At 64.5% G+C, this 23,468-nt stretch carries 22 protein-coding genes; 9 read left to right on the forward strand and 13 right to left on the reverse strand.

From position 1 onward, the window contains the following. The first annotated feature begins 398 nt into the window (after positions 1-398). Positions 399-2,126 carry a hypothetical protein gene (locus CAG33_RS28370; RefSeq protein WP_139831530.1) on the forward strand — a complete coding sequence of 576 codons (1,728 nt, stop codon included), beginning with the start codon at positions 399-401 and terminating at the stop codon, positions 2,124-2,126. A 227-nt stretch (positions 2,127-2,353) separates the two neighbouring features. Here CAG33_RS28370 and CAG33_RS23510 read toward each other — a convergent pair whose 3' ends face one another. From CAG33_RS23510 to CAG33_RS23530, 5 genes are all read right to left on the reverse strand, one after another. After that, positions 2,354-2,872, reverse strand: coding sequence for an isochorismatase family protein (locus CAG33_RS23510; protein WP_085640716.1), 519 nt, complete (start codon positions 2,870-2,872; stop codon positions 2,354-2,356). A 306-nt stretch (positions 2,873-3,178) separates the two neighbouring features. Then, positions 3,179-3,580, reverse strand: a complete 402-nt coding sequence (locus tag CAG33_RS23515; RefSeq protein WP_256576751.1) for a hypothetical protein — start codon at positions 3,578-3,580, stop codon at positions 3,179-3,181. A gap of 209 nt (positions 3,581-3,789) precedes the next feature. Then, positions 3,790-4,629, reverse strand: a complete 840-nt coding sequence (yghU, locus tag CAG33_RS23520) for a glutathione-dependent disulfide-bond oxidoreductase (RefSeq protein ID WP_085640720.1) — start codon at positions 4,627-4,629, stop codon at positions 3,790-3,792. A gap of 138 nt (positions 4,630-4,767) precedes the next feature. Beyond that, the gene (locus CAG33_RS23525; RefSeq protein ID WP_170930088.1) at positions 4,768-5,682 is read right to left on the reverse strand and encodes a GNAT family N-acetyltransferase; all 915 of its coding nucleotides are present in this window, start codon (positions 5,680-5,682) and stop codon (positions 4,768-4,770) included. Positions 5,683-5,743: 61 nt separating this feature from the next. After that, positions 5,744-6,373, reverse strand: coding sequence for a DUF3885 domain-containing protein (locus CAG33_RS23530; protein WP_085640722.1), 630 nt, complete (start codon positions 6,371-6,373; stop codon positions 5,744-5,746). 340 nt (positions 6,374-6,713) lie between these two features. Here CAG33_RS23530 and CAG33_RS23535 point away from each other — a divergent pair, with 340 nt between their 5' ends. From CAG33_RS23535 to CAG33_RS23560, 6 genes are all read left to right on the forward strand, one after another. Continuing rightward, complete coding sequence (locus CAG33_RS23535; protein WP_170930089.1) at positions 6,714-8,072, forward strand: FAD-binding oxidoreductase; 1,359 nt, start codon at positions 6,714-6,716, stop codon at positions 8,070-8,072. A 149-nt stretch (positions 8,073-8,221) separates the two neighbouring features. Next, entirely contained in the window at positions 8,222-9,706 is a 1,485-nt protein-coding gene (locus tag CAG33_RS23540; protein WP_085640726.1) for an FAD-dependent oxidoreductase, read from the forward strand. Positions 9,707-9,715: 9 nt separating this feature from the next. After that, positions 9,716-10,375, forward strand: coding sequence for a c-type cytochrome (locus CAG33_RS23545; protein ID WP_085640727.1), 660 nt, complete (start codon positions 9,716-9,718; stop codon positions 10,373-10,375). 15 nt (positions 10,376-10,390) lie between these two features. Further along, a complete protein-coding gene (locus tag CAG33_RS23550) occupies positions 10,391-11,053 on the forward strand; it encodes a hypothetical protein (RefSeq protein WP_085634039.1) in 663 nt (220 codons plus the stop codon). A 22-nt stretch (positions 11,054-11,075) separates the two neighbouring features. After that, complete coding sequence (locus CAG33_RS23555) at positions 11,076-12,563, forward strand: FAD-dependent oxidoreductase (RefSeq protein WP_085640729.1); 1,488 nt, start codon at positions 11,076-11,078, stop codon at positions 12,561-12,563. Next, positions 12,563-13,219 (forward strand): cytochrome c, encoded by a 657-nt coding sequence (locus CAG33_RS23560; RefSeq protein ID WP_085640731.1) that lies wholly within the window; start codon positions 12,563-12,565, stop codon positions 13,217-13,219. The genes CAG33_RS23555 and CAG33_RS23560 overlap by 1 nt, the downstream gene beginning before the upstream one ends. 36 nt (positions 13,220-13,255) lie before the next feature. Here the strand turns inward: CAG33_RS23560 and CAG33_RS23565 are convergent, their stop codons facing one another. From CAG33_RS23565 to CAG33_RS23585, 5 genes are all read right to left on the reverse strand, one after another. Further along, a complete protein-coding gene (locus CAG33_RS23565; RefSeq protein WP_085640733.1) occupies positions 13,256-13,918 on the reverse strand; it encodes a TetR/AcrR family transcriptional regulator in 663 nt (220 codons plus the stop codon). A 128-nt stretch (positions 13,919-14,046) separates the two neighbouring features. Continuing rightward, the gene (locus tag CAG33_RS23570; protein WP_085640735.1) at positions 14,047-14,463 is read right to left on the reverse strand and encodes a RidA family protein; all 417 of its coding nucleotides are present in this window, start codon (positions 14,461-14,463) and stop codon (positions 14,047-14,049) included. Between the two features lie 20 nt (positions 14,464-14,483). After that, on the reverse strand, positions 14,484-15,317 hold the full coding sequence (locus CAG33_RS23575; protein ID WP_085634034.1) for a phytanoyl-CoA dioxygenase family protein: 834 nt from the start codon (positions 15,315-15,317) through the stop codon (positions 14,484-14,486). A gap of 97 nt (positions 15,318-15,414) precedes the next feature. Then, positions 15,415-16,395: an alpha/beta hydrolase gene (locus CAG33_RS23580; RefSeq protein ID WP_085640737.1), complete on the reverse strand. Its 981-nt coding sequence runs from the start codon at positions 16,393-16,395 to the stop codon at positions 15,415-15,417. 8 nt (positions 16,396-16,403) lie between these two features. Then, positions 16,404-17,900, reverse strand: a complete 1,497-nt coding sequence (locus tag CAG33_RS23585) for an NAD(P)/FAD-dependent oxidoreductase (protein ID WP_085640739.1) — start codon at positions 17,898-17,900, stop codon at positions 16,404-16,406. Positions 17,901-18,042: 142 nt separating this feature from the next. Here CAG33_RS23585 and CAG33_RS23590 point away from each other — a divergent pair, with 142 nt between their 5' ends. Beyond that, the gene (locus tag CAG33_RS23590) at positions 18,043-19,050 is read left to right on the forward strand and encodes an AraC family transcriptional regulator (RefSeq protein ID WP_085634031.1); all 1,008 of its coding nucleotides are present in this window, start codon (positions 18,043-18,045) and stop codon (positions 19,048-19,050) included. A 21-nt stretch (positions 19,051-19,071) separates the two neighbouring features. Here CAG33_RS23590 and CAG33_RS23595 read toward each other — a convergent pair whose 3' ends face one another. The 3 genes from CAG33_RS23595 to CAG33_RS23605 form a co-directional block, all read right to left on the reverse strand. Then, positions 19,072-19,800, reverse strand: coding sequence for a hypothetical protein (locus CAG33_RS23595; RefSeq protein ID WP_085640741.1), 729 nt, complete (start codon positions 19,798-19,800; stop codon positions 19,072-19,074). Between the two features lie 27 nt (positions 19,801-19,827). Continuing rightward, positions 19,828-21,408 (reverse strand): GMC family oxidoreductase, encoded by a 1,581-nt coding sequence (locus CAG33_RS23600; RefSeq protein WP_085640743.1) that lies wholly within the window; start codon positions 21,406-21,408, stop codon positions 19,828-19,830. A 121-nt stretch (positions 21,409-21,529) separates the two neighbouring features. Beyond that, a complete protein-coding gene (locus CAG33_RS23605) occupies positions 21,530-22,147 on the reverse strand; it encodes a TetR/AcrR family transcriptional regulator (RefSeq protein ID WP_085583789.1) in 618 nt (205 codons plus the stop codon). A gap of 134 nt (positions 22,148-22,281) precedes the next feature. On the opposite strand from CAG33_RS23605, the gene CAG33_RS23610 reads away from it, so the two are divergent. Next, positions 22,282-23,445: a MexC family multidrug efflux RND transporter periplasmic adaptor subunit gene (locus tag CAG33_RS23610; RefSeq protein WP_085583787.1), complete on the forward strand. Its 1,164-nt coding sequence runs from the start codon at positions 22,282-22,284 to the stop codon at positions 23,443-23,445. Positions 23,446-23,468 lie beyond the last annotated feature (23 nt).

The raw sequence follows: 23,468 nt of genomic DNA on the forward strand, positions 1-23,468 counted from the left end.
GAGCTATGGGGGTAGGTTTTGTGCGAGATCCTTTGAAGGCGCTGTCACTGCACCTGAGCACGGGGGTGGGATTGCAGGAGCATTCTCGTACCGGAGAAAAGGTGAAGGTCTGATTAAAGCTGCCGCTCATGAGCGACTGCTTACGGCGAAAAGCGGACGCTCTGGAGCGACCGCTGTCGGCCATTAGCAGTGGTTCATTAGGGACAGTTATCCATGCATTGCTACCCGACGCGAATGACACCGATTGGCTAGAAGATGTCCACGCGGCGTAGGGGATGCGCTTAGCAGCTTACTAGAGATGTTCGCAACAGAGCACTGTTGGGGCTAGCAAAAGGCCACCGCCTTCGCTAAAGTTGCTTAATTTTTGTTCGAAGACGTAGCTTTTAGGATGGTGGGACATGGATAACCTAGTTACGGAATGGTCACTAGATGGTGTTCTCGATGACATGAAGCGTATTGATCTAACAATGAAAGATCGACAGTTCGCATTCATTCTAGGGGCTGGTGCCTCCCGAACATCCGGAATTCCCACTGGACAAGAGCTAGCTAAAAGATGGCTTGAGGACATTCATTTGAGGGAGTGCCTCGTTGAACGCCCTTTACGCGAGTGGCTCAACGAGACGAAGATAATTGATGAAAAATTAACGATAGAAAACTCTGGCGAATTTTACCCTGAAATTTTTGAGCATCGATTTCGCTGCGACAAGGAAGCAGGGTATGCAGAGTTAGAGGCCGCCATGGAGGGAAAACTTCCAAGTCTCGGCTATTCTCTACTGGCTGAGATCATACAAAACACTAGGCACAAAGTTGTTGTAACTACAAATTTCGACAATTTGGTCGCCGATGCACTTGCGATGCATGCGCACCAGTCACCATTAGTCGTGGCGCATGAGTCTCTAGCCGGTTTTGTACGTCCACAAATGCGCCGTCCATTGGTAGCTAAGATTCATAGAGACCTATATCTAAATCCTATAAATGATCCGGCTGGCGTTTCAAAAATGGAGAAAGGTTGGAAGCTCGCTTTAAAGAGGCTATTCCAATATTTCACACCCGTTGTAGTTGGTTATGGGGGTAACGACGGCAGCTTGATGGATATGCTCATGGATCTGGAGCCAGGAGATATTTCTGGGCGTATGGTATGGTGTTACCGAGAAGGCTCCCCGCCACCTGAGAAGGCTCTAAATGTCCTTAACAAGCATAATGGCTTACTCGTAAAGGTTCCTGGGTTTGACCAATTTATGCTGCGATTGGCTGCGCAGTTGGTCACTGATTTCGATGTCGCTGCGATCGCTGAGCGAACTGCTGATCTTGGGCTAGAGCGTGCACGTCGCTATCGCGAACAAGCAATTCAACTTCGTGACACCTCAATCCACGGATCACCTGCCGAGAGGAGAGGCGGAGAGGTATTAAGCCAATCTGTGCGTTCCGATCAGAGTTGGTGGGCGTGGGATATGAAAGCACAGGCTGAAACGGATATCGAATCTCGGCGCAGTGTTTATCTTGAGGGGCTTAGACACTTCCCCGACAGTGCAGACCTAATCGGGAACTACGCATTCTTTTTATCAGTCGACTGCGATGAAAATGAGCAGGCTGATATTGAGTATAAGAAGGCCATTGAAATAGATCCTCACAATGCAAGTGTTCTCAATGATTACGCCAATCACTTAAGTTCAACTACAGAGGATTACGATCGTGCAGAGGAATACTACAAAGAATCAATTCGGCTAGGTCCTGAGAATCAAGTTCATGTCGGCACTTATGCCCGGTTTCTAGCTGATGTCAGAGGCGATCTCGTCGAGGCTGAACAGCTATTTAAGAAGTTGATGGCTGAACATCCAGACAGCGGATGGCTTACCTGCACCTATGCCAACTTTATTCGCGATCACTTAGATCATGAAGAGAACCATGATCTACTAGGGTCTCTATATGCAAGAGCTCTAGAGTGCGAGCCTGAGAATCACTGGATAATGGTTAATTATGCTATATATCTCGGAGAAATAAGCAATAGACGCGATGAGGCAGTTAAAATGTTCGAGAGGGCGATTAGCCTAGAGCCAGACGATGAAGGGTGGCCAAAAGAACGCTATCAAGAGTTCCTGCTTCTGGAGTCCGAAGCGGATCTGTGAAGATTTTAGTTTGTATTTTATTGGCAAGGTTATAAGCGGTCTTTTCAACTATACTCACTCAATGAAAAAAATGGGCAGAATTATTTACTTGAGCAAAAAAGCGAAAAGCGAAAGAAGGGGGCGAATTTATTATCCGAAAATAAATCCGCCCCATATTTTCTTTATTTTCTTTATTCCGCCAAAGCAGACAGATCGACCCAGAACTTGAGCCGATCTATCAATGCCGTTCAGAAATGCCAGTCCGCAGCGTGAACGACACGACAGAATGGGCCCGCCAGGGTTGCATTGTGATGAGCGACGATACTTTCAGCCTTCAAAGCGGGAGTATCGGTGCAGGTATGACCATCGGCGATCAGCACTGCATCGAATCCTAGATCTCGTGCGGCGCGGCAGGTGCTGTCGACGCAATACTGGGTTTTCATTCCGGCAATAACCACGCCTTGAGCACCACAAGCCTTTAGTCGATCGGCTAGGTCAGTCATGGCGAAAGCGTTAGGCCGGCTTTTTGTGAAAATCACTTCGTCGCCCCTCAGCAGCAGTTCCTCCACCAATTGCGTCAACGGGCTTTCTGGTTCGATAGGTGAGCCGGGCGGCCCCACATGGCGAGCAAGAAAAATGGGCGCGCCGGCCCTGCGGGCTTTATTCAACAGACTATTCAGCGTGTTTAGCAGCGCCTCACCAGCCCATGGTTTTTCTGGGCCATGAAACAATCCAACCTGCATATCGAGAATCAACAGTGCATGCATAGTGCTTTTCCTTGCGTTTGGGCCAGCGACACAAGGGCAAAAGAAAAGGCCCTATCCATCACTGGCGGGCCTTTGAAGATCGTGCATTATTGACTCACGACACCTCTCACGACCCGCCTCGGGCGGTCGTGGTAGTGGTGGTCGAGGCAATACGTAGCTGATTCATAGGTTGACAGTATCTGCACGGTGCCCCGGTTGGCAAGGGGCAAGATCCAGGTGATGGCTGCTTCTCGTATTGCTAGTTGGGGACCGCTTTTGGCCGATTGCTGCCTATTGCATTTTCCGCTTCCGACCCATCGCGAACGCTTAATTCAGATTTTCAGATGCTACTGATGCCACTGCCAGGATTGCGCCATATGCACCTTCCTCAGGGACATAGGAAACAAATCTTTCACTGTCATCTTTTTGCACCCAAAGGCGTCCACAGTTCTGGCACTCGTAGGCAGTCGACATTCGGCGAATGTAGAGGCTGGAAATTCGGTCTTGCAGCTCGTCAGCAGCGCTGAACCCGGGTGAAAACTCGCCAAATGCATCGGCGATCGCAGCCTTGTCTCCGGACTCCGCCGCCTCTACCAGAGGTTTGAGTTCACGGTGCACCTCATTCCAAAATTCATTTTCCACCTCGTCGCGAAGCAGGCTCGCCTTATAGGGCAAGCCGTCGGTCTGATCGGTAATCACATGGCCACACGTGCAACCCAATTTACTCATTTTCGGGTCATCAACCTGATGTTCGATCACTCATTAAATGGCGGACAACTCTTTGTTACAACTCCTGATTGACCGTCCGCTTTTGGCCGATAGCTGCCCCTTTACGAATGTAGGCGCAGCCCCACAAAGAATCGCCAATGCGCTAAAGCAAAAAACGGCCGGTCAAGCCAATGCTTGACCAGCCGTTCCATCAGTAAAACTCCACACCCTTACCCCAAATCCTCAGCCCGATGCCGCTCCGGCACCTGGCTCGCCTCGTCGCCCCGCGTGCGGTTAACGCGCATCCCGCGTTGCACCGCCGGCCGCTTGGCGATTTCTTCCGCCCAGCGCAGCACGTGGGTGTATTGCTGGGCGTTGAGGAACTCGGCGGCGGCGTAGACGTTGTTGCGCACCAGTTGCCCGTACCACGGCCAGACGGCGATATCGGCGATGGTGTAGGTGTCGCCGGCCAGGTAGGCGCTTTCGCCGAGGCGGCGGTCGAGCACGTCCAGTTGGCGCTTGGCTTCCATGGTGAAGCGGTTGATCGGGTACTCGAACTTCTCCGGCGCATAGGCGTAGAAGTGGCCGAAGCCGCCGCCCAGGTACGGGGCCGAGCCCATTTGCCAGAACAGCCAGTTCAGGGTTTCGGTGCGGCCGGCCGGGTCGGAGGGGAGCAGGGCGCCGAACTTCTCCGCCAGGTACAGCAGGATCGAGCCGGACTCGAACACGCGGATGGCCGGTTCCACGCTGCGGTCCAGCAGCGCCGGGATCTTCGAGTTCGGGTTGACCTCGACGAAGCCGCTGGAGAACTGATCGCCCTCGCCGATGCGGATCAGCCAGGCGTCGTACTCAGCGCCGGAGTGCCCCAGGGCCAGCAGTTCTTCGAGCAGGATGGTGACCTTCACGCCGTTGGGCGTGGCCAGGGAATACAGCTGCAGCGGATGCTTGCCCACCGGCAGGGCCTTGTCGTGGGTCGGCCCGGCCACCGGGCGGTTGATGTTGGCGAACTGGCCGCCGGACGGAGCCTCGTGTTTCCAGACCTTGGGCGGGACGTAGGGCGCTTTGCTCATGAATCGAACCTCATCGTGAAGTAGCCGAATGACGTGAGCCCCGCCGGCAACGGCGGGCCTTTGCCGACAGGACACCACAGAACCGCCCCTGAACTCCACCCGCTGATGGTCGAATCCGTTGCTTAGGTCCGGTCAGCGTCACAGGTCCACCGCCCAGGTCTGGCTGACGAGAGCCTTGCCGAAGCTGTGCATCGGCTCCTCTTCGACCAGCCGGAAGCCGGCCTTCTGGTACAGCCGGCGGGCGTCGGTGAGGATGTCGACCGTCCACAGCATCATCGTCTTATAGCCGGCCTGGCGGGCGAAGCGCAGGGTCTCTTCGACCAGGCGCTGGCCGATCCCCAGGCCACGGGCGCCGGCATCGACGTAGAGCATCCGCAGCTTGGCCGTGGTGGCGTCATGGCGCACGACAAAGACCGAACCGACCACCCGGCCGTCCTTTTCCGCTATCCAGCAGCGCTCGCCGCTGGGGTCGAATTCGCGCAGGTATTTGGCGACGATCTCGGCCACCAAGGCCTCGAACTCGCTGTTCCAGCCGTATTCGCGAGTGTAGAGCTCGGCCTGCTGCTGGACGACGGCGCCCATGTCGCCGGCCTTGGGGTCGCGCAAGAGGTAGGAGGGGTCGCTGTCGCCCAGCAGGTTTTGTACCCGCTTCATGGCCTGGATCAGTTGCTCCTGCTGGGGTTCAGGCAGGCGCTGCAGGAGGGCGATGACTTCTTCGCGGGAGGCGTGCTCCAGGGTGGCCAGCACCTGCCGGCCCTGATCGGTGAGCCCGAGGCACGAGGCCCGGGCGTCGGTGGCGGAGCGGGTCTTGTCGATCAGGCCCTTTTTCTCGAAGCCGCCGATGACCCGGCTCAGGTAGCCCGCGTTCAGCCCCAGCATCTGGCAGAGGTCGGCGCCGGTGAGGTCGGCCCGTGCGCCCAGTTCGTAGAGGATGCGGCTTTCGGTCAGCGAGAACTCGCTGCGCAGCAGGTGTTCCTGCAGCACGCCGATCTGATGGGTGTAAAAGCGGTTGAAGCGGCGGACGGTTTCGGCGCGTTCGATGATCGGGGACATGATGTAAGACCCTATGATTGCCTTGAGCAACTATATAGTTGCCCAAGGCAATCATGTCAATTCATGAGTCCTTTGATTCAGCGAAGGTCGCGTCCATCTCATCCCGGTCATAGTCCAGCAAGTACGCCTGGTGCTTGCGGTACAGCTGTGAAAGCAGCGCCTTGTTGGGGCCGACCACGTCCATGCCCCTGTCGTCATAGGGGAACGCCATGACTTGCCGGTTCAGGTTGAAGAGGTAAAAGGCGCAACCGGGTTTGGGCCTGATGGCGCCGAAATCGCTGGCCATGGCGCACCAGAGGACGGCTTGGAGCAGATCCGACGGGGCTTCGAACGCGACGTTGACCCAGTACTCGGGCACCGTCTCGTCAAACCATTCGTCGTCGATCACCTCGCTCCAGACCGAGCGGACGGCGGGTATCTGGATGCCCGCTGAGCGCAGCGCGAGGAGCGTGGGGCGATGCGCCATCGGGTTGCCGCGGGAATGGGTTCGCAGGCAGACGGTGAGCGAACCTTCACCGTCGAAGACATCGCGGCAGACCTCGGTCGCTTTGCGCAGGGCCGTCAGAAACTGTTCGATCATCCCGCCGCCTTCGGAGAGTTCGAAACGCAGCCCGCCCGGACAGGCATAGAACAGCGGCCGGGCGAATGCCTGGCCGTCGAACAGGTGGTCGATTTCACGCTGCAGGTTCATCGCTTTCCTTTTTGATCTTCAAACCGAGGGTGAGGAGGGGTGCATCAATTAAGTAACACTTGTTTCCTTAATTCACAGGATCTGTGCGCGATCCCGTCCAGCCTGGCTTTTGTGAAGTGACGGCTTGTCGGTGTGAGCAGCGTAACGGTTTGATTTCCCTTAAGAAAGAACATCAAGGCAGGCGGTTGGCATGTCGATTGCTAGTGTTTATGTGACTTGGTCAAATGATCAAGTCAAATGGTTTTGGCGGGGCGCTCTGATTCTCCCGAACGGCCGCTCCCTGAAGCACCACGAGATTGGCCTGAAAAACACCAGGCAGAGCAGGAGATTTGCCATGTCCATGACCCGCCGGAACGCATCCAGCCCGTCGGCCGCCGAGCCGGGACACTTTCGCAGCCTGGGCGGCTGGCTCGAACGCCCGGACGATATCCAGCCGTCCCTGTCCGGCGACGACAGCGCCGATGTGATCGTGGTGGGCGCCGGGTTCGCCGGCCTCTGCACGGCGCTGGAGCTTACGGCGTTGGGCGCGAAAGTGATTGTCCTCGAACAGGAATTCGCCGGCTTCGGTGCCAGCGGCCGCAACGCCGGTTACCTCGGCGGCGGCCAGGGGCTGGAGTACGAGCTGTTCCTCAAGCGCGTCGGCCGCGAGCAGGCCAGATCCATCATCCGCTTCTACGACGAGGGCGTCGGCTATGTCGAAAAAAAGCTGGGCGACCTCGGCATCGACTGCGACTACAACCCCTCGGGCATCATCCGTGCCGGCGTGCATCCTTCCCAGGAAAAGCGCCTGCGCGAGAGCATGGAACTGGGCGTTTCGCTGGGTTCGCCGGCGACGTTCCTGGATCACGCGCAGATGCGGGCGCGGGGCATTCCGCCGGCGTTCCTGTTCGGCTGCCACATCCCCGGCGGCGGCACGCTGAACCCCGGCAAGTACGTCCTGGGCCTGCGCCGCGCGGCGATCCGCGCGGGTGTGCGGCTCTACGAAAACACGCCGCTGCTGGGCTACAGCGAAGGCCCAGTGGTCGAGTGCCGGACGCCGCAAGGCAGCGCCCGCGCGCCGCACCTGGTGTTCGCCACCAACGCCTACACCCCGCAGCTCGGGCTGCTGCGCGACAAGGTCATGCCCATCAAGGTCTCGGCCATCGAGACCCAGCCGCTGTCGCCGGCGCAACTGGCGTCGCTGGGCTGGCCGAACCGCGAAGGGATCATGACCTCCCACCTGACCATGGAAAGCCACCGCCTGACCGCCCACAACACTCTGGTGCTGACCACCAAGCGCATCAGTTACGTGTACGGCAGCAAGACCCCCAACGAGCCGGACCACGTCGCCTACCAACAACTGGCCATCGCGCTCCACGAACGTTTTCCGACGCTGCGCGGGCTCGACATCCAGCACTGCTGGAGCGGCTACATCAGCCTGGCGTTCGACGCCTTGCCGGTGGTGGGCGAAACGGGCAAGCACGAGAACATCCACTACACCGCCGGCTGCTCCGGGCATGGCGTGGCCACCCAGTCGTTCATCGGCCACCTGCTGGCGGAGCGCATCGGCGGCATCGAGCACCCGCTGCTGGCCGCCCTGCGCCACAAGACGCCGTCGCTGCTGCCCGAGCCGTTGCAGTGGTGCGCGATGACGCTGGCGCTGGGCGCCGCGCATCAACTGGACAGCTTCACCAACCGACGGGTGCGCAAGGCCTGCTGAGCCCGGCGCCGGCACGGGCCGCCGTCCAAGACTTCGTTTGACCCTGCCGCGCGGATCGCCGTGTCCGCGCGCAAGGGCCTCGTTTTGCCCAAAGAAAAGCTCCGTCAGGGAGCGACCCCATCAGAAGACCACTTGCGTGAGGTAGGAACATGGACAAGCCGTACTCCCCCGGGAGTCCGTTCGAATTGCCGCGAAGGCAACTGCTCAAGCTGGCCGGCGCCTCGATGGCCGTCGGCGGCCTGGGCCTCAGGATCGGCCTGGCCGACGCCGCCGACACGGCAGAGGGCGGTGCCGGCGACGTGCTGGACGTGGCGATCATCGGCGCAGGCCTGGCTGGACTCACGGCCGCCCGCGATCTGCAACGGGCCGGCTGCGAGGCGTTCGCCGTGCTGGAGGCGCGCGACCGGGTGGGCGGGCGCACGCTCAATCACAACCTGGGTTCTGGCTTCGTCTCCGAGGCCGGCGGGCAGTGGATCGGCCCGGGCCAGACCGCCGTGGCGGATCTGGCCCGGGAACTGGAGGTGGGGACGTTCCCCAGCTATTACCAAGGTCGCACGGTGGTTCTCGGCGGGGCCGACGGGCGTGTCGAAATCGACCTGGAAGGCACCTTCGGCACCGACGAAACCCTGGCGGCCAAGCTCAGCGAACTGTCGCGGGACGTGCCGTGCGGGGCGCCGTGGACCTCTTCCCGGCTCGCCGAACTGGACAAGCTGTCGATGGGCGACTGGCTGGCCGGGCAGGGCGTCAAGCCTGAAGACCGCTCCGGCTGGGACGTCAGCCTGTCGCTGACCTGCGGCGTGCCGCCGGCGAAGATGGGCCTGCTGCACTACCTGTCGATGATCAATTCCGCCGGGTGCGAATATGCGCGGCTCGACTCGATCAAGGACAGCGCCCAGGGAACCCGGCTGGTCGGCGGCTCGCAAGCGCTGTCGATCAAGATGGCCGAGGCTTTGGGGCCGAAGGTGCGCCTGTCGTGCCCGGTGCGGCGGATCTCGGACTGGGGGCAGCCGGTCGTCACGCTGCACACCGACCGGGGCCCGGTGCGCGCCCGCAAGGTGATCATGGCGATCCATCCGGCGCTGTGCCATCAACTCACCTTCGACCCGCCGTTGCCCGCCGGGCGCGCATCCCTGCAAAGCGCCTGGCCGGCCCATGCACCGGCGCGCAAGACGGTGATGGTCTACCGCCGCCCGTTCTGGCGCGACAAGGGCCTGAACGGCCACACCCTGCAAATCAACGGCCCGATCCTCTGGGCCTACGACAACTCGCCGCCGGGGGGCGAAATCGGCGTGATCAACGCCTTCATCGCCAACGCCAAAGTCCCTTCCGACCTGAACGAGGCGAAAGACCTGTTGGCGCAGACCTACGCGAAAAGCCTCGGGGAGGAGGCCCTGAACCCTGTGTCGTACAGCGAGCACGACTGGGGGTTCGCCGACCCGTGGACGATCACCTGCGTCTCGCCGATCCCGCCGGGGTTCTGGAGCGCCCATGGCGCGTCCCTGCACCCGACCTGCGGCAACCTCTACTGGTCGGGCACGGAAACCGCCGACATCTGGGCCGGCTACATGGACGGCGCCGTGCGCTCGGGGCACCGCAGCGCCCTGCAAGTACTCAACGCGTTGCGTCAGGGCTAGGGAGCACACATGAAAAAACTCATCGCATTGGGCGTGCTGGCCATCGTCGCGTCGCTTGCCGCTTTCTACGGCCGGGATCTGCTCGGCCTCTATCACCTGCAGCAGTACATCGGCGACTCGACCCAGGCCTACGAGGCCGAAGGGCCGTGGCCGCACCTGACCGACGTCTGCACCAACTGCCACGGCAACGGCGGCCGCTCGCTGCATCAACGTTACCCGAGCCTGGCCGGGCAGCCTGCGCCGTACCTGATCCATCAGTTGCAGCAGTTCGCCGACGGGCAACGCCGGGCACCGAACATGGAGCCGCTGGCCAAGACCCTGAGTGACGCGGACATCCGTGCTCTGGCGGACTACTTCGCCCGCCAGGGCCCGCCCGACAACCCAAGCTTTCGGCCCGACGCCGGCCTGCAGGAGGCGGGCAAGCAACTGGTGACCACTCGCGGCTGCGTCGCCTGCCACGGCCAAAGCCTGCAAGGCGCCGCCGGGTTCCCGCGCCTGGCCGGGCAGGGCGTCGACTACCTGCGGGCGCAGCTCGACGCGTTCGCCGACGGCCAGCGCCGCGAACCCACCGGCGCCATGCAGGCCATGGCCGCCGCGCTGTCGGCGGACGAACGCAAGGCGATCGCCCATTACCTGGCTTCAGCCAACCAACCACCCCAACAACCCTAAAGCGAGCGTGCCGCCATGGATCCTCGAAACATCGCTATCTGTCTTGCCGCGTTCCTGCTGGTCTTGTCCGGCGTCGTGCACGGCATCAAGTTCCTGCGCAAGCGCAATGTGCTGCTGGGGCTTGAGTGCCTGGTCGTGGCCTTTTCCGCGACCAACGCCTTGCTGTATTTCCTGATGGGCTGGGAGGTGTCCTATGTCATCTCGTTCTTCTGCGATGCGTTCTCCCGGGGCTTCGGCATCCCGGTGATCGCGGTGATCGGCATGATGGCCGTCACCCACGGCTACAAGCCGCAGCTGACCAAGGACGTCCTGCTGTTCGCCGCCGCCCTGGCGGCCACGTTCGGGCTGGTGCTGTCCAGCGCCATCGCCAAGCCGCTGCCGTACTTCTACCTGGTCACCTGGAGCGCCTACTCGCTGTACCTGGTGTGGGTGGTGTGCCGGCTGGTGAGCGTCGGCGAACACCGGGCGGCCATCGGCCTGGCGCTGGCCATGCTCAGCGGCCAGGCCATCGCCAGCATCTACGACTTCTACAAGATTCCGGGGGACGAGACCAACGTCGTCCTGAACTTCTACACCCTGGCCATGGTGACCTGGGCCTTCTGCCTGATGCAGATGCATGTCGCCTATTGCGCGCTGGAGCGTTCGAAGAGCGCCGCGTACCAGCTGCAACCCCGCTGAACCGACCGAGGACAAGGCAACGATGAACACAGAACACAGCGAATTGCCCCCGGAGGCTACCCAGCGGCGCCGGCTGTTGCAGGCGCTCGGAGCGGCGGCGGCGGTGGTCGGCGGCCTGGCCTTGAGCGGGCGGGCCGCGGCACAGCAGCCATCGACGCCCGAAGACGTATTGGATGTGGCGATCCTCGGCGCGGGCCTGGCGGGCCTGACTGCGGCGCGGGACTTGCTGGCGGCCGGTTGCGAATCCTTCCAGGTGCTGGAGGCCCGGGACCGGGTGGGCGGGCGCACCTACAACCATGACCTGGGCGGTGGCGTGGTGTCCGAGGCTGGAGGGCAATGGATCGGGCCGGGGCAGACGGCCATCGCCGACCTGGCCCGGCAGCTGGAGGTGGACACGTTCCCCACCTATTACCAAGGCAAGACGGTCTACCTGCTGGGTGACGCCAGCGTGCAGGAAGACGCCAGCGGCGGACCGAACTCCAACGCGGCGCTGGTGGGCAAGCTCAACGCAATGTCCCGCGCGGTGCCGGCCGCCGAGCCGTGGACGGCACAGAACGCGGCCGCCCTCGACGGGCAGACCGTCGGCGAATGGCTCAACCGCGAGGGCGCAAGTCCGGTGGACCGGATCGGCTTCGACATGTCGGTGAGCCTGAGCTTCGGCAGTTCGCCGGCCGGTGTGAGCCTTTTGCACTACCTGTCGATCATCAACACCTCCGGCTGCAGCCTCGAAACGCTGGAAGGCATCAAGGACGGCGCCCAGGAAACCCGCTTCGTCGGCGGCTCGCAACGGTTGGCGCTGAAGATGGCTGAAGGGTTGGGCGACAAGGTCAGGCTGTCGTGCCCGGTGCGCAAAATCGTTGGTTGGGACCGGGACGTCGTCGAGCTGCACACCGATCAAGGCATCATCCGCGCCCGGCAAGTGATCGCTGCGCTCAACCCGGCGCTGTGCAACCGGATCGAGTTCGATCCGCCGCTGCCCGAGGGACGCGCGCAGTTGCAGCGTCGCTGGCCGGCCCACGCGCCGATGCGCAAGACCGTGCATGTGTACGACCGGCCGTTCTGGCGCGACCAGGGCCTCAACGGGCAGATCGTGCAGGTGGAGGGGCCGTTGATCTGGTCCTACGACAATTCGCCGCCGGACGGCCGCATCGGCGTGCTCAACGCGTTCGTCCGCACCGGGCAATTGCCGAGCGATGCCGGGCGTGCCGAGGCGATCCTGTCGGACATCTACGCCCGGGCCCTGGGCGACGAAGCCCTGCGCGCCCGGCAATTTCACGATCACGACTGGGGCAAGGCCGATCCCTGGTCGCTGAGCTGCATCGCACCGCTGCCGCCGGGTTTCTGGACGCAGTGGGGCCGGCACTTGAGGCCGTCCGTGGGGCGGCTGATCTGGTCCGGCACCGAGACCGCCGAGGTCTGGCCGGGGGCGATGGACGGTGCCGTGCGCTCCGGCCGCCGGGCGGCGCTGCAAGCCTTGCAGGCGCTGACGCAGCGCAGGAGGACGGTCTGATGAAGCGGATCATCTGGACCGCAACGGCGTTGGCGGCCGTGTCCGCGGCGGCGTTCGCCGGGGTCTACGGCCCCGAGATGTGGCAGGGCTACCGGTTCATGCAGAACCTGGACGCCCATGACGCGCACTACCAGGCCAGCGTCGGGCCCTGGCCGCAGCTGCAGGACACCTGCGCGCTGTGCCACGGCGCCAACGGCCAATCGGCCAATGCCCGGTATCCGGCGCTGGCCGGTCAGCAGGCGGCGTACCTTGAGGCGCAATTGCGCGCCTTCGCCCAAGGGCACCGGCACAGCCCGACGATGGAAGCGCTGGCGGCGAGCCTGAGCGACGAGCAGATCAAGCGCCTGGCGGCCTACTACGCGGAGCAGCCGCCGGGGCCGGGCGAGCCCGACGGCAACCTCAAGGCGCTCCAGGACCAAGGCAAAACCGTGTTCGCCGCCAAGGGGTGCGCGGCCTGCCACGGCAACGAGGCGGCGGGCGGACCATTGGCGCCGCGCATCGCCGGGCAGGGACGCTTCTATCTGGCGGATCAGCTGCACGGGTTCAAGCAGGGCAGCCGCCGGGATCCGGGGCAGGCAATGAACGCCATGGCGGCGGGGCTGTCGGAGGCCGACATCGACGCCGTCAGCGCCTGGTTGGGCGGCCAGGCTCGATGAGGCGAGCGGCGGCCGCCAGGGAGGCCCGCCGCCGGTTCAGCCCACAGGCGCGAGCAGCGTCATCACCGTCGTCAGCAAGGCGTCCTTGCTGGCCGGGGTGAACCGTTCGGGCTCGATGGGCTTGGCCATCATCCAGCCGTCGCCCATGGCGCTGAGCAGGTCGGCAAGCAGGGTGGCGTCCACGTCGTTGCGGATCTTGCCGTCGCGCTGCCCTTGGGCCAGCACCGCACTGAACACCTGCCGAAAGCGCGAGTAGCGCTCCTCGAAGACCCGGGCGAAGGCCGGCTCGTGCCGGGCGTGGGCCATCAACTGGAACAGGGCCAGCCACGCGTCCGCCTCGTCGGTCTTGGCCAGGTTCAGCCAGTCCTTGATCAGCGCGCCGATGTCCGCGCCGTTGCCGCCGTCGAGCAGGATGTCGAATTGATCGAACAGGTGGCGGGCGGCGGCCGTGACCATTTCTTCCTTGTTGGCGAAGTAGTAGGTGACGGCGCCGGTGGTGCAGCCGGCCTGCTGCGCGACCTTGCGCATCGAGGTGTCGGCGTAGCCTTCGCGGGCGATCACCGAGACCACCGCATTGAGCAGGCCGGTGCGTTTTTCCTCATGGTTGCCCACGGGGCGGCCCCGGCGGGCACGGGGTTCGGGCTGGCCGTCGTCGGCGTGGCGGTGGGCGGCGGGGTCGGGGCGAGGGGCGTCGTGCATGGGAATGGCTGAGCTCCGGGCGCGGTCGTTGCGCAATTGATCCAGTCCCGCACTATAGGAAATTTGCCGGGGGAAAGCATCCGCGCCGGTGCGTCCCGCAGCCGCCCGGGCTGCGGGACGCGTGCCGGTCAGGCGCGGCCGCTGCCGACCACGGCCACGGCGCGGATCTCCACCCGCAACTGCGGCAACGACAGCTGCGAGATGCCCAGGGCGCTCCATGCCGGGTAGCGGTCGGGGAAATACTCGTCCTTGACCTTGGCGAACGCCTTGATGTCGGCTTGCAGGTCGGTGTGGAAGGTCATCAGTTCCACCACGTCGGCCAGTGTCGCGCCGGCCTCCTCAAGCACCGTGCGCAGGGCCTGGAACGCCAGGTACGACTGCTGGGCGATGCCGTCGCCGGGCACGGCATTGGCGTCGATCCCCACTTGGCCCGAGACCCAGACGATGTCGCCGACGCGGTTGGCCTGGGAGAAGTGGTACTGGTCGTAGAACGCTTGCGTGTGGGGCGGGTTGATCAGTTCGCGCTTGGGTGTCGGTTCGCTCATGGCAGCTCTCCACGGTCAGGTCAGATGAGGCGGCGGAAGGTCGGGTGGCGGAACGGGTCGCCCGCTTTCAGGCCGGCCAGCTCGTTGGCGAACAGCGAGCCCTGGGGCGGATAGCCCGAGGCGCTGTCGCTCGGCAGCGGCTGGAACGTGGCGTCGTCGCCGAAGAAACGGAACACGAAGGTGTGCCGGTCCGGGAACGCCGCATCGACCGGCGCGCCGCCGTGCAGCGAGCCTGGGTGCAGCACGACGATGTCGCCAGGCTCCGTGGCCCAGGACAGGATGTCGTAGGCGTCGGGGTCGAGCTTGCGCCGGGCCTCGATGTCCGGCAGGCGCGGCAGGGCGTCGCCGCCGTGCAGCGGTTGGGTCGGGTCGTTCGGGTCGCGGAAGGTGGTGCCGTCGTAACGCGGCCCGCGGTGGGAGCCGCGCACGATCTCCAGGGCGTTGCGCTTGGGCACGGACTCGAAGCTGATCCACGCGTTGCCCCAATGCTCGCCGGCCCACGGTAGATAGGACGTGTCCTGGTGCCAGAGGGTGCGCGAGCCGTGGCCGCCGGCCTTGAGGAAGACTTCCTCGGCGAAGTACCAGACGTTCTCGCTGCCCCACAGATCGGCGAACAGGCAACCCAGGGGCAGGCTAGCCACCAGGGCCTCCAGCCGGGCCTTGGCCACGGGGTTGGCGTTGTCGACGTGGGCCTGCTGCTCGGTGTCGTTGAACATCCGGAAGGCGTTGGGGCCGTGGTTGTCCACGGCCCAGTCGAAGGCTTCCCGGCATTGGGACAGTTGTTGCGGGGTCAGGAATCCTTTGATCAGCACGGCTCCGTCTTCCCGGAACGCCTTGCGAAGAGACGCTTGCATAGCGCTTTCCTCCATAAGTTCGCCACATGGCCGACCGAGCGTAGCCGTGCTTTCCATTTAAGCGCAACAGTCGTTATTTAAATGAATGGCGCACCATTCAACGGCCGGCACCCCAACCGGCATGAACGCTGATGAAGTCGCAGATGTGCCGTGCGGCCTCGCGGGACTGCGGCAGCGCGGCAACCATCTGGAACACATGGGGCAGGTTCCGCCAGACCTCCAACTGCACCGCCACGCCGGCCGCGCGGGCCTTGGCGGCGGCGCGCACGGCGTCGTCCAGCAGCATCTCGGTGCTGCCGACCTGCAGCAGCAGAGGCGGCAGTCCGTTGAAGTCGCCGAACAGCGGCGACACCGCCGGCAGCGAATGCTGTTCGGCGCTGGCGTAGAAACCCCGGATGCCGATGGCGAACGCGTGGGTGAACACCGGATCGCGGCGGGCGTTGGTGAGGGCGCTGGCGCCGCTGAGGGTGAAGTCCAGGAACGGCGACAGCAACGCCGCGCAGCAGGGCAGCGGCAGGCCCGCCTGTTTCAGGTGCTGCAAGGTGGCCAGCGCCAGGTTGCCGCCGGCCGAATCGCCGGCCAGGACGATGTGCTGCGGTTTGACGCCTTGGTCCAGCAGCCACTGGTAGGCGGCGAAACAGTCTTGCAGCGCCGCCGGGTGCGGGGACTCCGGCGCCAACCGGTAATCGACCATCAGGGCCCGGGCGTCCAGGGCCTTGCACCATGTCGCGACCATGCCGGCGTAGGTATCCGCCGTGTAGCCGACGAAGGCGCCGCCGTGGATATAGAGCAGCACGCGTTTCGGCCGGCAGGTCTTGGGCACCAGCCAATGGGCGTTCACGCCGTTGCAGTCCACCCGTTGGCGCTGCACGCCGGCCAGCAGCCGGTGCGGCGCCTGGCGGTCGAGTTTCGCCAGTTGATCGCGCAGCGCGGCGATGTCGATGCGCAGCCCGTGGCGCCACTTCACGGTGAGGCGCAGCAGCCCGTTGAGCAGCGCACCGATCAAACGGCCCCGACGGGGATGGACGAAGCGGGTGTGGCCAAGTTCGCGGGTCGAGCCAGGTTCGAAGGCAGTCATCGTCCACCTCACAGCAGTGCGGTCGTGCGCGGGGCGGGCTGCGCCTGGCGCAGCGGCTGGAACGTCAGGCGCGGATCCTCCACCGGATCCTTGAGCAGCATTTGCTTGTCGGCGCTGTAGTTCATCAGCACGCGCCACGGATGAGCCTTGCCCTGGCGCGGCAGGATCTGCCGGTCGCGCTGGATGTAGCCGGACTTCATCGAATCCATGATGCCGTCGTTCAAGGCGTTGTCGTCGTCGTCCATCGGGGCGACGGTTTCCAGGCCGTGCCGGTCCATGAACTTGAACAGGCGGCACAGGTACTTGGCCGACAGGCTGACCTTCAGCGTCCAGGAAATGTTGGTGTAGCCGAAGATCCACGCAAGGTTGGGCAGGTTCTCCAGCAGCACGCCCTTGTAGGTCAGGTGTTCGTTGACCGGGTAGGGCACGCCGTCGACCGACAGCGCCAGGCCGCCCAGCAATTGCAGCTTGAGGCCGGTGGCCGTGACGATGATGTCGGCGTCCAGGTGCTGGCCGGACTGGAGCAGGATGCCGCGCTCGGTGAACCGCTCGATGCGGTCGGTCGCCACGCTGGCCTTGCCCTGGCGCACGGCCTTGAACAGGTCGCCGCCGGGCACGGCGCACAGGCGCTCGTCCCAGGGCATGTAGGCCGGGGTGAAATGGCGCATGTCGACACCGGGACCGACCTGGCGGCGGACATGGTTGAGCAGGAACCTGCGCATCAGCGTCGGCCAGCGCCGGCACGCCACGTAGGCCCAGCGGTACATCAGGATGTTGCGCTTGCGCGCCAGCGCGTAGGCCCAGCGGGACGGCATGAGGTGCGCGAGCGCGGCGGTCAGCTTGTCTTCCGCCGGCAGGGAGTAGATGTAGGAGGGCGAGCGCTGCAGCATGGTGACGTGCCCGGCGGTCTGCGCCATGGCCGGGATCAGTGTGGCGGCGGTGGCGCCGCTGCCGATCACCACCACGCGCTTGCCGGTGTAGTCCAGGTTTTCCGGCCAGTGCTGCGGGTGGATCCGCAGGCCCTTGAAGTCTTCCTCCCCGGCGAAGGACGGCAAGAACCCCTCGTCATGGTTGTAGTAACCGGTGCAGCACACCAAGTGCTTGCAGCGGTAGGAGCGCAGGTTGCCGCTGGCCTCGTGCAGGGCGGTGAGGTGCCAGCGCCGGTCGTCGGTGGACCAGTCGGCGCCGATGATCTTCAGGCCGAAATGGATCTTGTCGTCGATGCCGAACGCCTGGGCCGTGTCCTGGATGTATTGGCGCAGGGCGGCGCCGTCGGCCAGCACCTTCGGGCTGTCCCACGGGCGGAACCGGTAGCCGTAGCTGAGCATGTCCGAATCGGAGCGGATGCCCGGGTAGCGGAACAGGTCCCACGTGCCTCCCGCGCAGTCGCGCCGCTCCAGGATCGCCAGGCGTTTCTCTGGACATTCTTCGCTCAGGTGGCAAGCGGTTCCGATGCCGGAAAGGCCTGCGCCGATGATCAGTACGTCGTAGTCGTTGTTGTTCATGACGTTGCTCCGGGCACATTGACAAAGCGTCGAGGCTCGCTCGACAGCCTGGTCAATGTAGGGGGCGGGCGCAGAAATTGATTGACGGAACATGACAGTCGATTGACATTTGGCGACACCATGACCGCACAAGAGCACAACAATGAGTCATCTGATCCGGGCAACCAACCTGTGGGGCTACGACGAACTGGTCCGCGAGCTGGGCGGCGACCCGCAGCGCCTGCTTGGCCGTTTCCACATTCCGCCGGCCAACGAGCGGCCGGACGACGCGTTCTACCTGTACCGCAGCGCGTCACTGCTGCTGGAGGCGACGGCGGTGGAGCTCAAGTGCGCCGATTTCGGCTTGCGGCTCGCCCGGTGGCAGGGGCTGGAGATCCTCGGGCCGGTGGCGGTCATCGCACGCAACTCGGCCACGGTGCTGGAGGCGTTCGAGGCCATCGCACGTTACCTCTACATCCACAGCCCGGCGTTGCAGCTCGGCTTCACGCGCCATGACGAGGCCGGCTGGGTGCAGTTCGATTACCGGATCCGCGAACTCTCGGCGCCGCAGTTGCGCCAGTCCTACGAGTTGAGCCTGGCCAACGCCCTGCAGATCCTCAAGCTGCTGGCCGGCGAGGGCGCGCACCCGATGCAGGTGTCGTTCCTGCACCCGCCGCTTGGGCCTGTGCGCGGCTACGAAAAGGTCTTCGGCTGCGAAGTGCGTTTCGAGCAGGACTGGTGCGGTTGGCGCATGCCGTTGTCGTTGGCCGCCCGCGCCATCGACCACGCCGATGCCCAGACCCTGCATTACGCCACCCGCTATCTGGAGTCGAGTTACGCGCCGGGCACCGCCGCGCTGAGCCTGAGGGTCGTCGAGCTGATCGGCCGGCTGCTGCCGACCGGGCATTGCAACATCGAGAACGTCGCCGACGGCGTGACCCTGCATCCGCGCACCCTGCAACGGCGCCTGCTCAGCGAAGGGGTGCGCTACGAGGAACTGCTCGACCGCGAGCGGCGCCGGCTGGCCGACCATTACCTGTGCCGCTCGGGGTTGCAGATGGTGCAGATCGCCGGCCTGCTGGGGTACGCCGAGCAGAGCGTGTTCAGCCGTTCGTGCCAACGCTGGTTCGGCACCACCGCCAAAAAGCACCGCGACCGGTCGCACGCCTGAGGGCGGCCGGCCGCACGGCGGTCACTTCGCGGTGAGGGGCTGGGCGGCGTTGAGTTCGCCGCGGCGCAGCAGCCGCGCGCCGAACAGGATCATCCACAGCGGGAAGACCGCGACAATGACCACCAGCAACCCATAGGACAACCGGTCCAGCTCGGGGAAGAACCCCACCGGGAACGCCAGGCCAAAGCACACGCCGACCAGCGCCAGCGGCCAGCGCAGGGACGCGCTCCAGCCGTTGCGCTTCAATTGCGCGCCGACCACCAGGCCCCAGAACAGCACGACGGGGCCTTCGCACCACCACAAGCCTTTTTGCGAGGCGGTGGCGATGGCGGTCCAGGCCGCTTCGGCGGCGGCCTTGGCCGCGGGATCGCCGGAGGCATGCAGTTGCGCCAACGGGTTCAGGGCGGCCAGCTGCAGGCAGGCGCCGACCAACCCGAGGGTCACGTACACCGTGATGGCCAGGGCCGCCATGTCGCCCAGGGCACCGGCCTGCTGCCGGTACTGGCTCCACAGGTGGCCGCCGATGGCCAGCAGCGGCAGGTAGAAGCCCAGCAGGTCGGCGAACATCGACAGCCGGAACAGCTGCCGGGAGCCGGCCGGCAGCGCGAGCATCGTCGCGCCTTGCAGGGTGACCGCCATGTCGCCTTGGGTGGCCACGGCCATCAGCCCGACGTTGAGGTAGGCGAACACGCCGCCGAGGATCGCCGCCCAGGCGGTCATGCGTACGGTCTTGTTGTGATGGGTATTCATTGTTCTGTCTCGCAGGAATGCTTGGGTTCAGGCCGACGCCAGCCATTCGGCGCCGCGCTCGGCGATCATGTAGGTGGCCGCGTTGGTGTTGCCGCCGACCAGCGTCGGCATGACCGAGGCGTCGATCACCCGCAGCCCCTCCAGGCCATGCACGCGCAGGCGGTCATCGACCACGGCCATCTCGTCGTGGCCCATCTTGCAGGTGCCGACCGGGTGGTAAATGGTGTCGGTGCGCCGGCGCAGCAGTTCGATCAGTTGCTCGTCACTGTGCAGGTCCTGGCTGTACAGGTCCTTGAGGCCGAAGCGGCCCATCGGCGATTGGGCGAGGATTTCGCGGGTGATGCGGTAGCCCTTGAGCAGGGTCTGCACGTCATCGTCGTGGGCCAGCAGGTTGGGGTCGATGCGCGGGTCGGCCGCCGGGTCGGCGGAGTTCAGGCCCACGCTGCCGACGCTTTTGGGCCGCAGCACGCAGACGTGGCAACTGAAGCCGTGGCCCCAGTGCAGCTTGCGGTTGTGGTCGTCCACGGCGCCGATCACCGAATGCAACTGGATGTCCGGCCGCTCCAGCTCCGGCCGGGTCTTGAGGAAGGCCCCGGCCTCGGCGCAGTTGCTCGACAGCGGGCCGCGCTTGTGGCGCACATAGTCGACCACGGCCTTGCCCATCTTTAGGCTGCCGCCCAGCGAGACGCCGAGCAGCGAGGTGTCGGTGCTCTTGTAGCAGAGCACCACGTCCGGGTGGTCGCGCAGGTTCTGCCCGACGCCCGGCAGCTCATGCAGCACGGCGATGCCCTGGGGCTTGAGTTCGGATTCCGGTCCGATGCCCGACAGCATCAACAGGTGCGGGCTGCCGAAGGTGCCGGCGGCCAGCAGCACTTCCTTGCGCGCCTTGATCGATACCCGTGAACCATTGAGCGTCAGCTCGACCCCCACGGCCCGTTTGCCCTCCAGCAGGATGCGTCGGGCCTGGGCGCCGGTCAGCACGGTGAGATTGCTGCGCGGGCGCGCCGGGTTGAGGAATGCGCTGGCGGCGCTCCAGCGGCGGCCGTCGCGGATCGTCACGTCGTAGTAGCCGACGCCTTCCTGGTCTTCGCCGTTGAAGTCGGGGTTGTAGCGGTGCCGGGCCAGCCGGCCGGCGGCCACGAAGGCCTCGGTGGCGGGGTGGCGATGGGCGGGGCTGACGTGCAGTTCACCGTCGGCGCCATGGAAATCGGTGCTGCCCTTGTGGTGCCTTTCACTCTTGCGGAAGTACGGCAGCACGTCTTCGTACGACCAGCCGTCGTTGCCCAGCGCCTGCCAATCGTCGAAGTCGCTGCGGTGGCCGCGGATGTACACCATGCCGTTGATCGAACTGCTGCCGCCCAGCACCTTGCCCCGGGGCTGGTAGCCCAGGCGCCCGCCCAGGCCCGGTTGCGCGACGGTGTGGAATGCCCAGTTGACGTGACGGGTCGGCAGGATGGCCGCCACGCCCACCGGCGTGTGGATCAGCGGCGAGGTGTCCGGCGGCCCGGCTTCCAGCAGGCACACCCGGATCCCGGGATCGGCGCTGAGCCGGTTGGCCAACACACAGCCGGCGGAGCCGGCGCCCACGATGATGTAGTCGAATTCCATTGGTGCAGGTCTCGAATGATTGCGAAGAGAGCACCTGGATTCTTGGCCAGTCCTGCGCCGATTGATTGGCTTTGCATGACTGGTTTTTGACTTTGCGCGACTGTCTGTCCGGCCGCCGCGGTCAATGGGCCGCCGCGGTCTGTTCGCGGCCCACGGCGCCGTGCAGGAACATCTGCTCCACCGCCCGGGCCGAGTCGGCCGGCGCCGCACGCCCGCGCTGTTCGGCGTCGACGATGCCGTACATCAGCGAGATGAACAGTTCGGTGAGCACGGCCGCCGTGATGTCGATCCGGATGACGCCCAGTTGCTGGCCGCCGAGAAAGAACCGGTCCAGCGCATCGAAATAGAGTTTCCAGCGTGCGTCCGGCTGGTCGAAGTCCAGCGAGTCGGGCCGGTACTGGACCATCAGGAAGGCCATCAGCTCGCGGTGGGTCAGGTGCTCCCGGATCAGGCGACGCAGGGCTTCCTGGGCATCGGCCGGGTCGAGCCGGGCATTGGCGATGATCATCCTGAGCATGTTCTCGGCATGCAGCTCCAGCCGGTTCAACAGGTTGTCCCGCGTCCCGCAGAAACGGTGCAGGGTGGCCTTGCTCAGGCCGGCCATCTGCGCCAGTTCCTTCATGGTTGCCCGGGGCCGGCTGACGAACGCCGCCGTCAGGCGCTTGAACAGATGCTCGTCGTGGGGTGTCGGCGGATGCGTCCAGTCCGGGGCAGGTGGAGCGGTGGCGGAAGCAGGCATTTCTGTTGGGGGCATGGCGCAGACCAGGGTCGGGTTCAAGGGAATGACAAAAAACATTCATATGAGACACATTTGACTCATAACGAATCTGAAAGTAGCATTCGCGCCATTCTTGATCAAGCCTTGGGTGTCTCATGGGTAATTTGCGTGCAATAGGGATGGCGAGTTCATTGGCGATGGCCATTGCGCTGGCCGGGTGCGGGGCGGCGGACGATCAGCAGAACGTGGCTGAGGTTCCGCGGCCGGTCGAGGTGGTGCCGGTGGTCACCGAACCGTTGGCGTTGAGCTCGGAGCTGCCGGGCCGGGTCGAGCCGATGCGCGTGGCGGAAGTGCGCGCACGGGTGTCGGGCATCGTCCTGCACAAGCGGTTTGAGGAAGGCGCGGACGTGAAGGCCGGCGACCTGCTGTTCCAGATCGACCCGGCACCGCTCAAGGCCGCGCTGTCGCGTGCCGAAGGCGAACTGGCCCGGGCCCGCTCGGCGCAGCAGGAGGCGCAGGCGCGGCTCAAGCGCTACGAGCCGCTGGTGAAGATCGAAGCGGTCAGCCAGCAGGACTTCGACAGCGCCACCGCCCAACTGCGCGGCGCCGAAGCGGCTGCACGCACGGCCCAGGCCGATGTGGAAACCGCCCGTCTCAACCTCGGTTATGCCTCGGTCACCGCACCGATTTCCGGCCGGGTCGGCCGCGCGCTCGTGACCGAAGGCGCGCTGGTCGGGCAGGGCGACGCCACGCTGATGGCGCGGATCCAGCAGCTGGATCCGGTGTATGTCGACTTCACCCAACCGGCGGCCGACGCGCTGCGCCTGCGTGAGTCGCTCAAGGACGGCAAGCTCTCGGCCAACGGCAACAGCGCCTTGTCGATCCGGGTCGAAGGCACGGCCTACGAGCGCCAGGGTGCCCTGATGTTCACCGACGTGGCGGTGGACCGCGGCACCGGTCAGGTGTCGCTGCGCGGCAAGTTCGCCAACACCGACGGCGTGCTGCTGCCGGGCATGTACGTGCGGGTGCGCACGCCTCAAGGCACCGACGGCCAAGCCATTCTGGTGCCGCAACGCGCGGTGCAGCGCGGCAGCGACGGCGGCGCGACGGTGCTGGTGGTCGGCGCGGACGAGCGGGTCGAGGCCCGCAGCGTGCAGACCGGCGCGATGCAAGGTTCGCGCTGGCAGATCAGCGAAGGCCTGAAGGCCGGTGACCAGGTGATCGTCGGCGGCATGGCCGGCCTGCAGCCGGGCGCCAAGGTCACGGCCAGCCAGGCTCAAGCACAAGCTCAAGCACAGTTGTCCGGCGCCCATCAGTAAGGCCCGGTGGCCGCGAGGATTTT

The organism is Pseudomonas sp. B3(2017) (assembly GCF_002113595.1).
GTDB classification, from domain to species: domain Bacteria; phylum Pseudomonadota; class Gammaproteobacteria; order Pseudomonadales; family Pseudomonadaceae; genus Aquipseudomonas; species Aquipseudomonas ekonensis.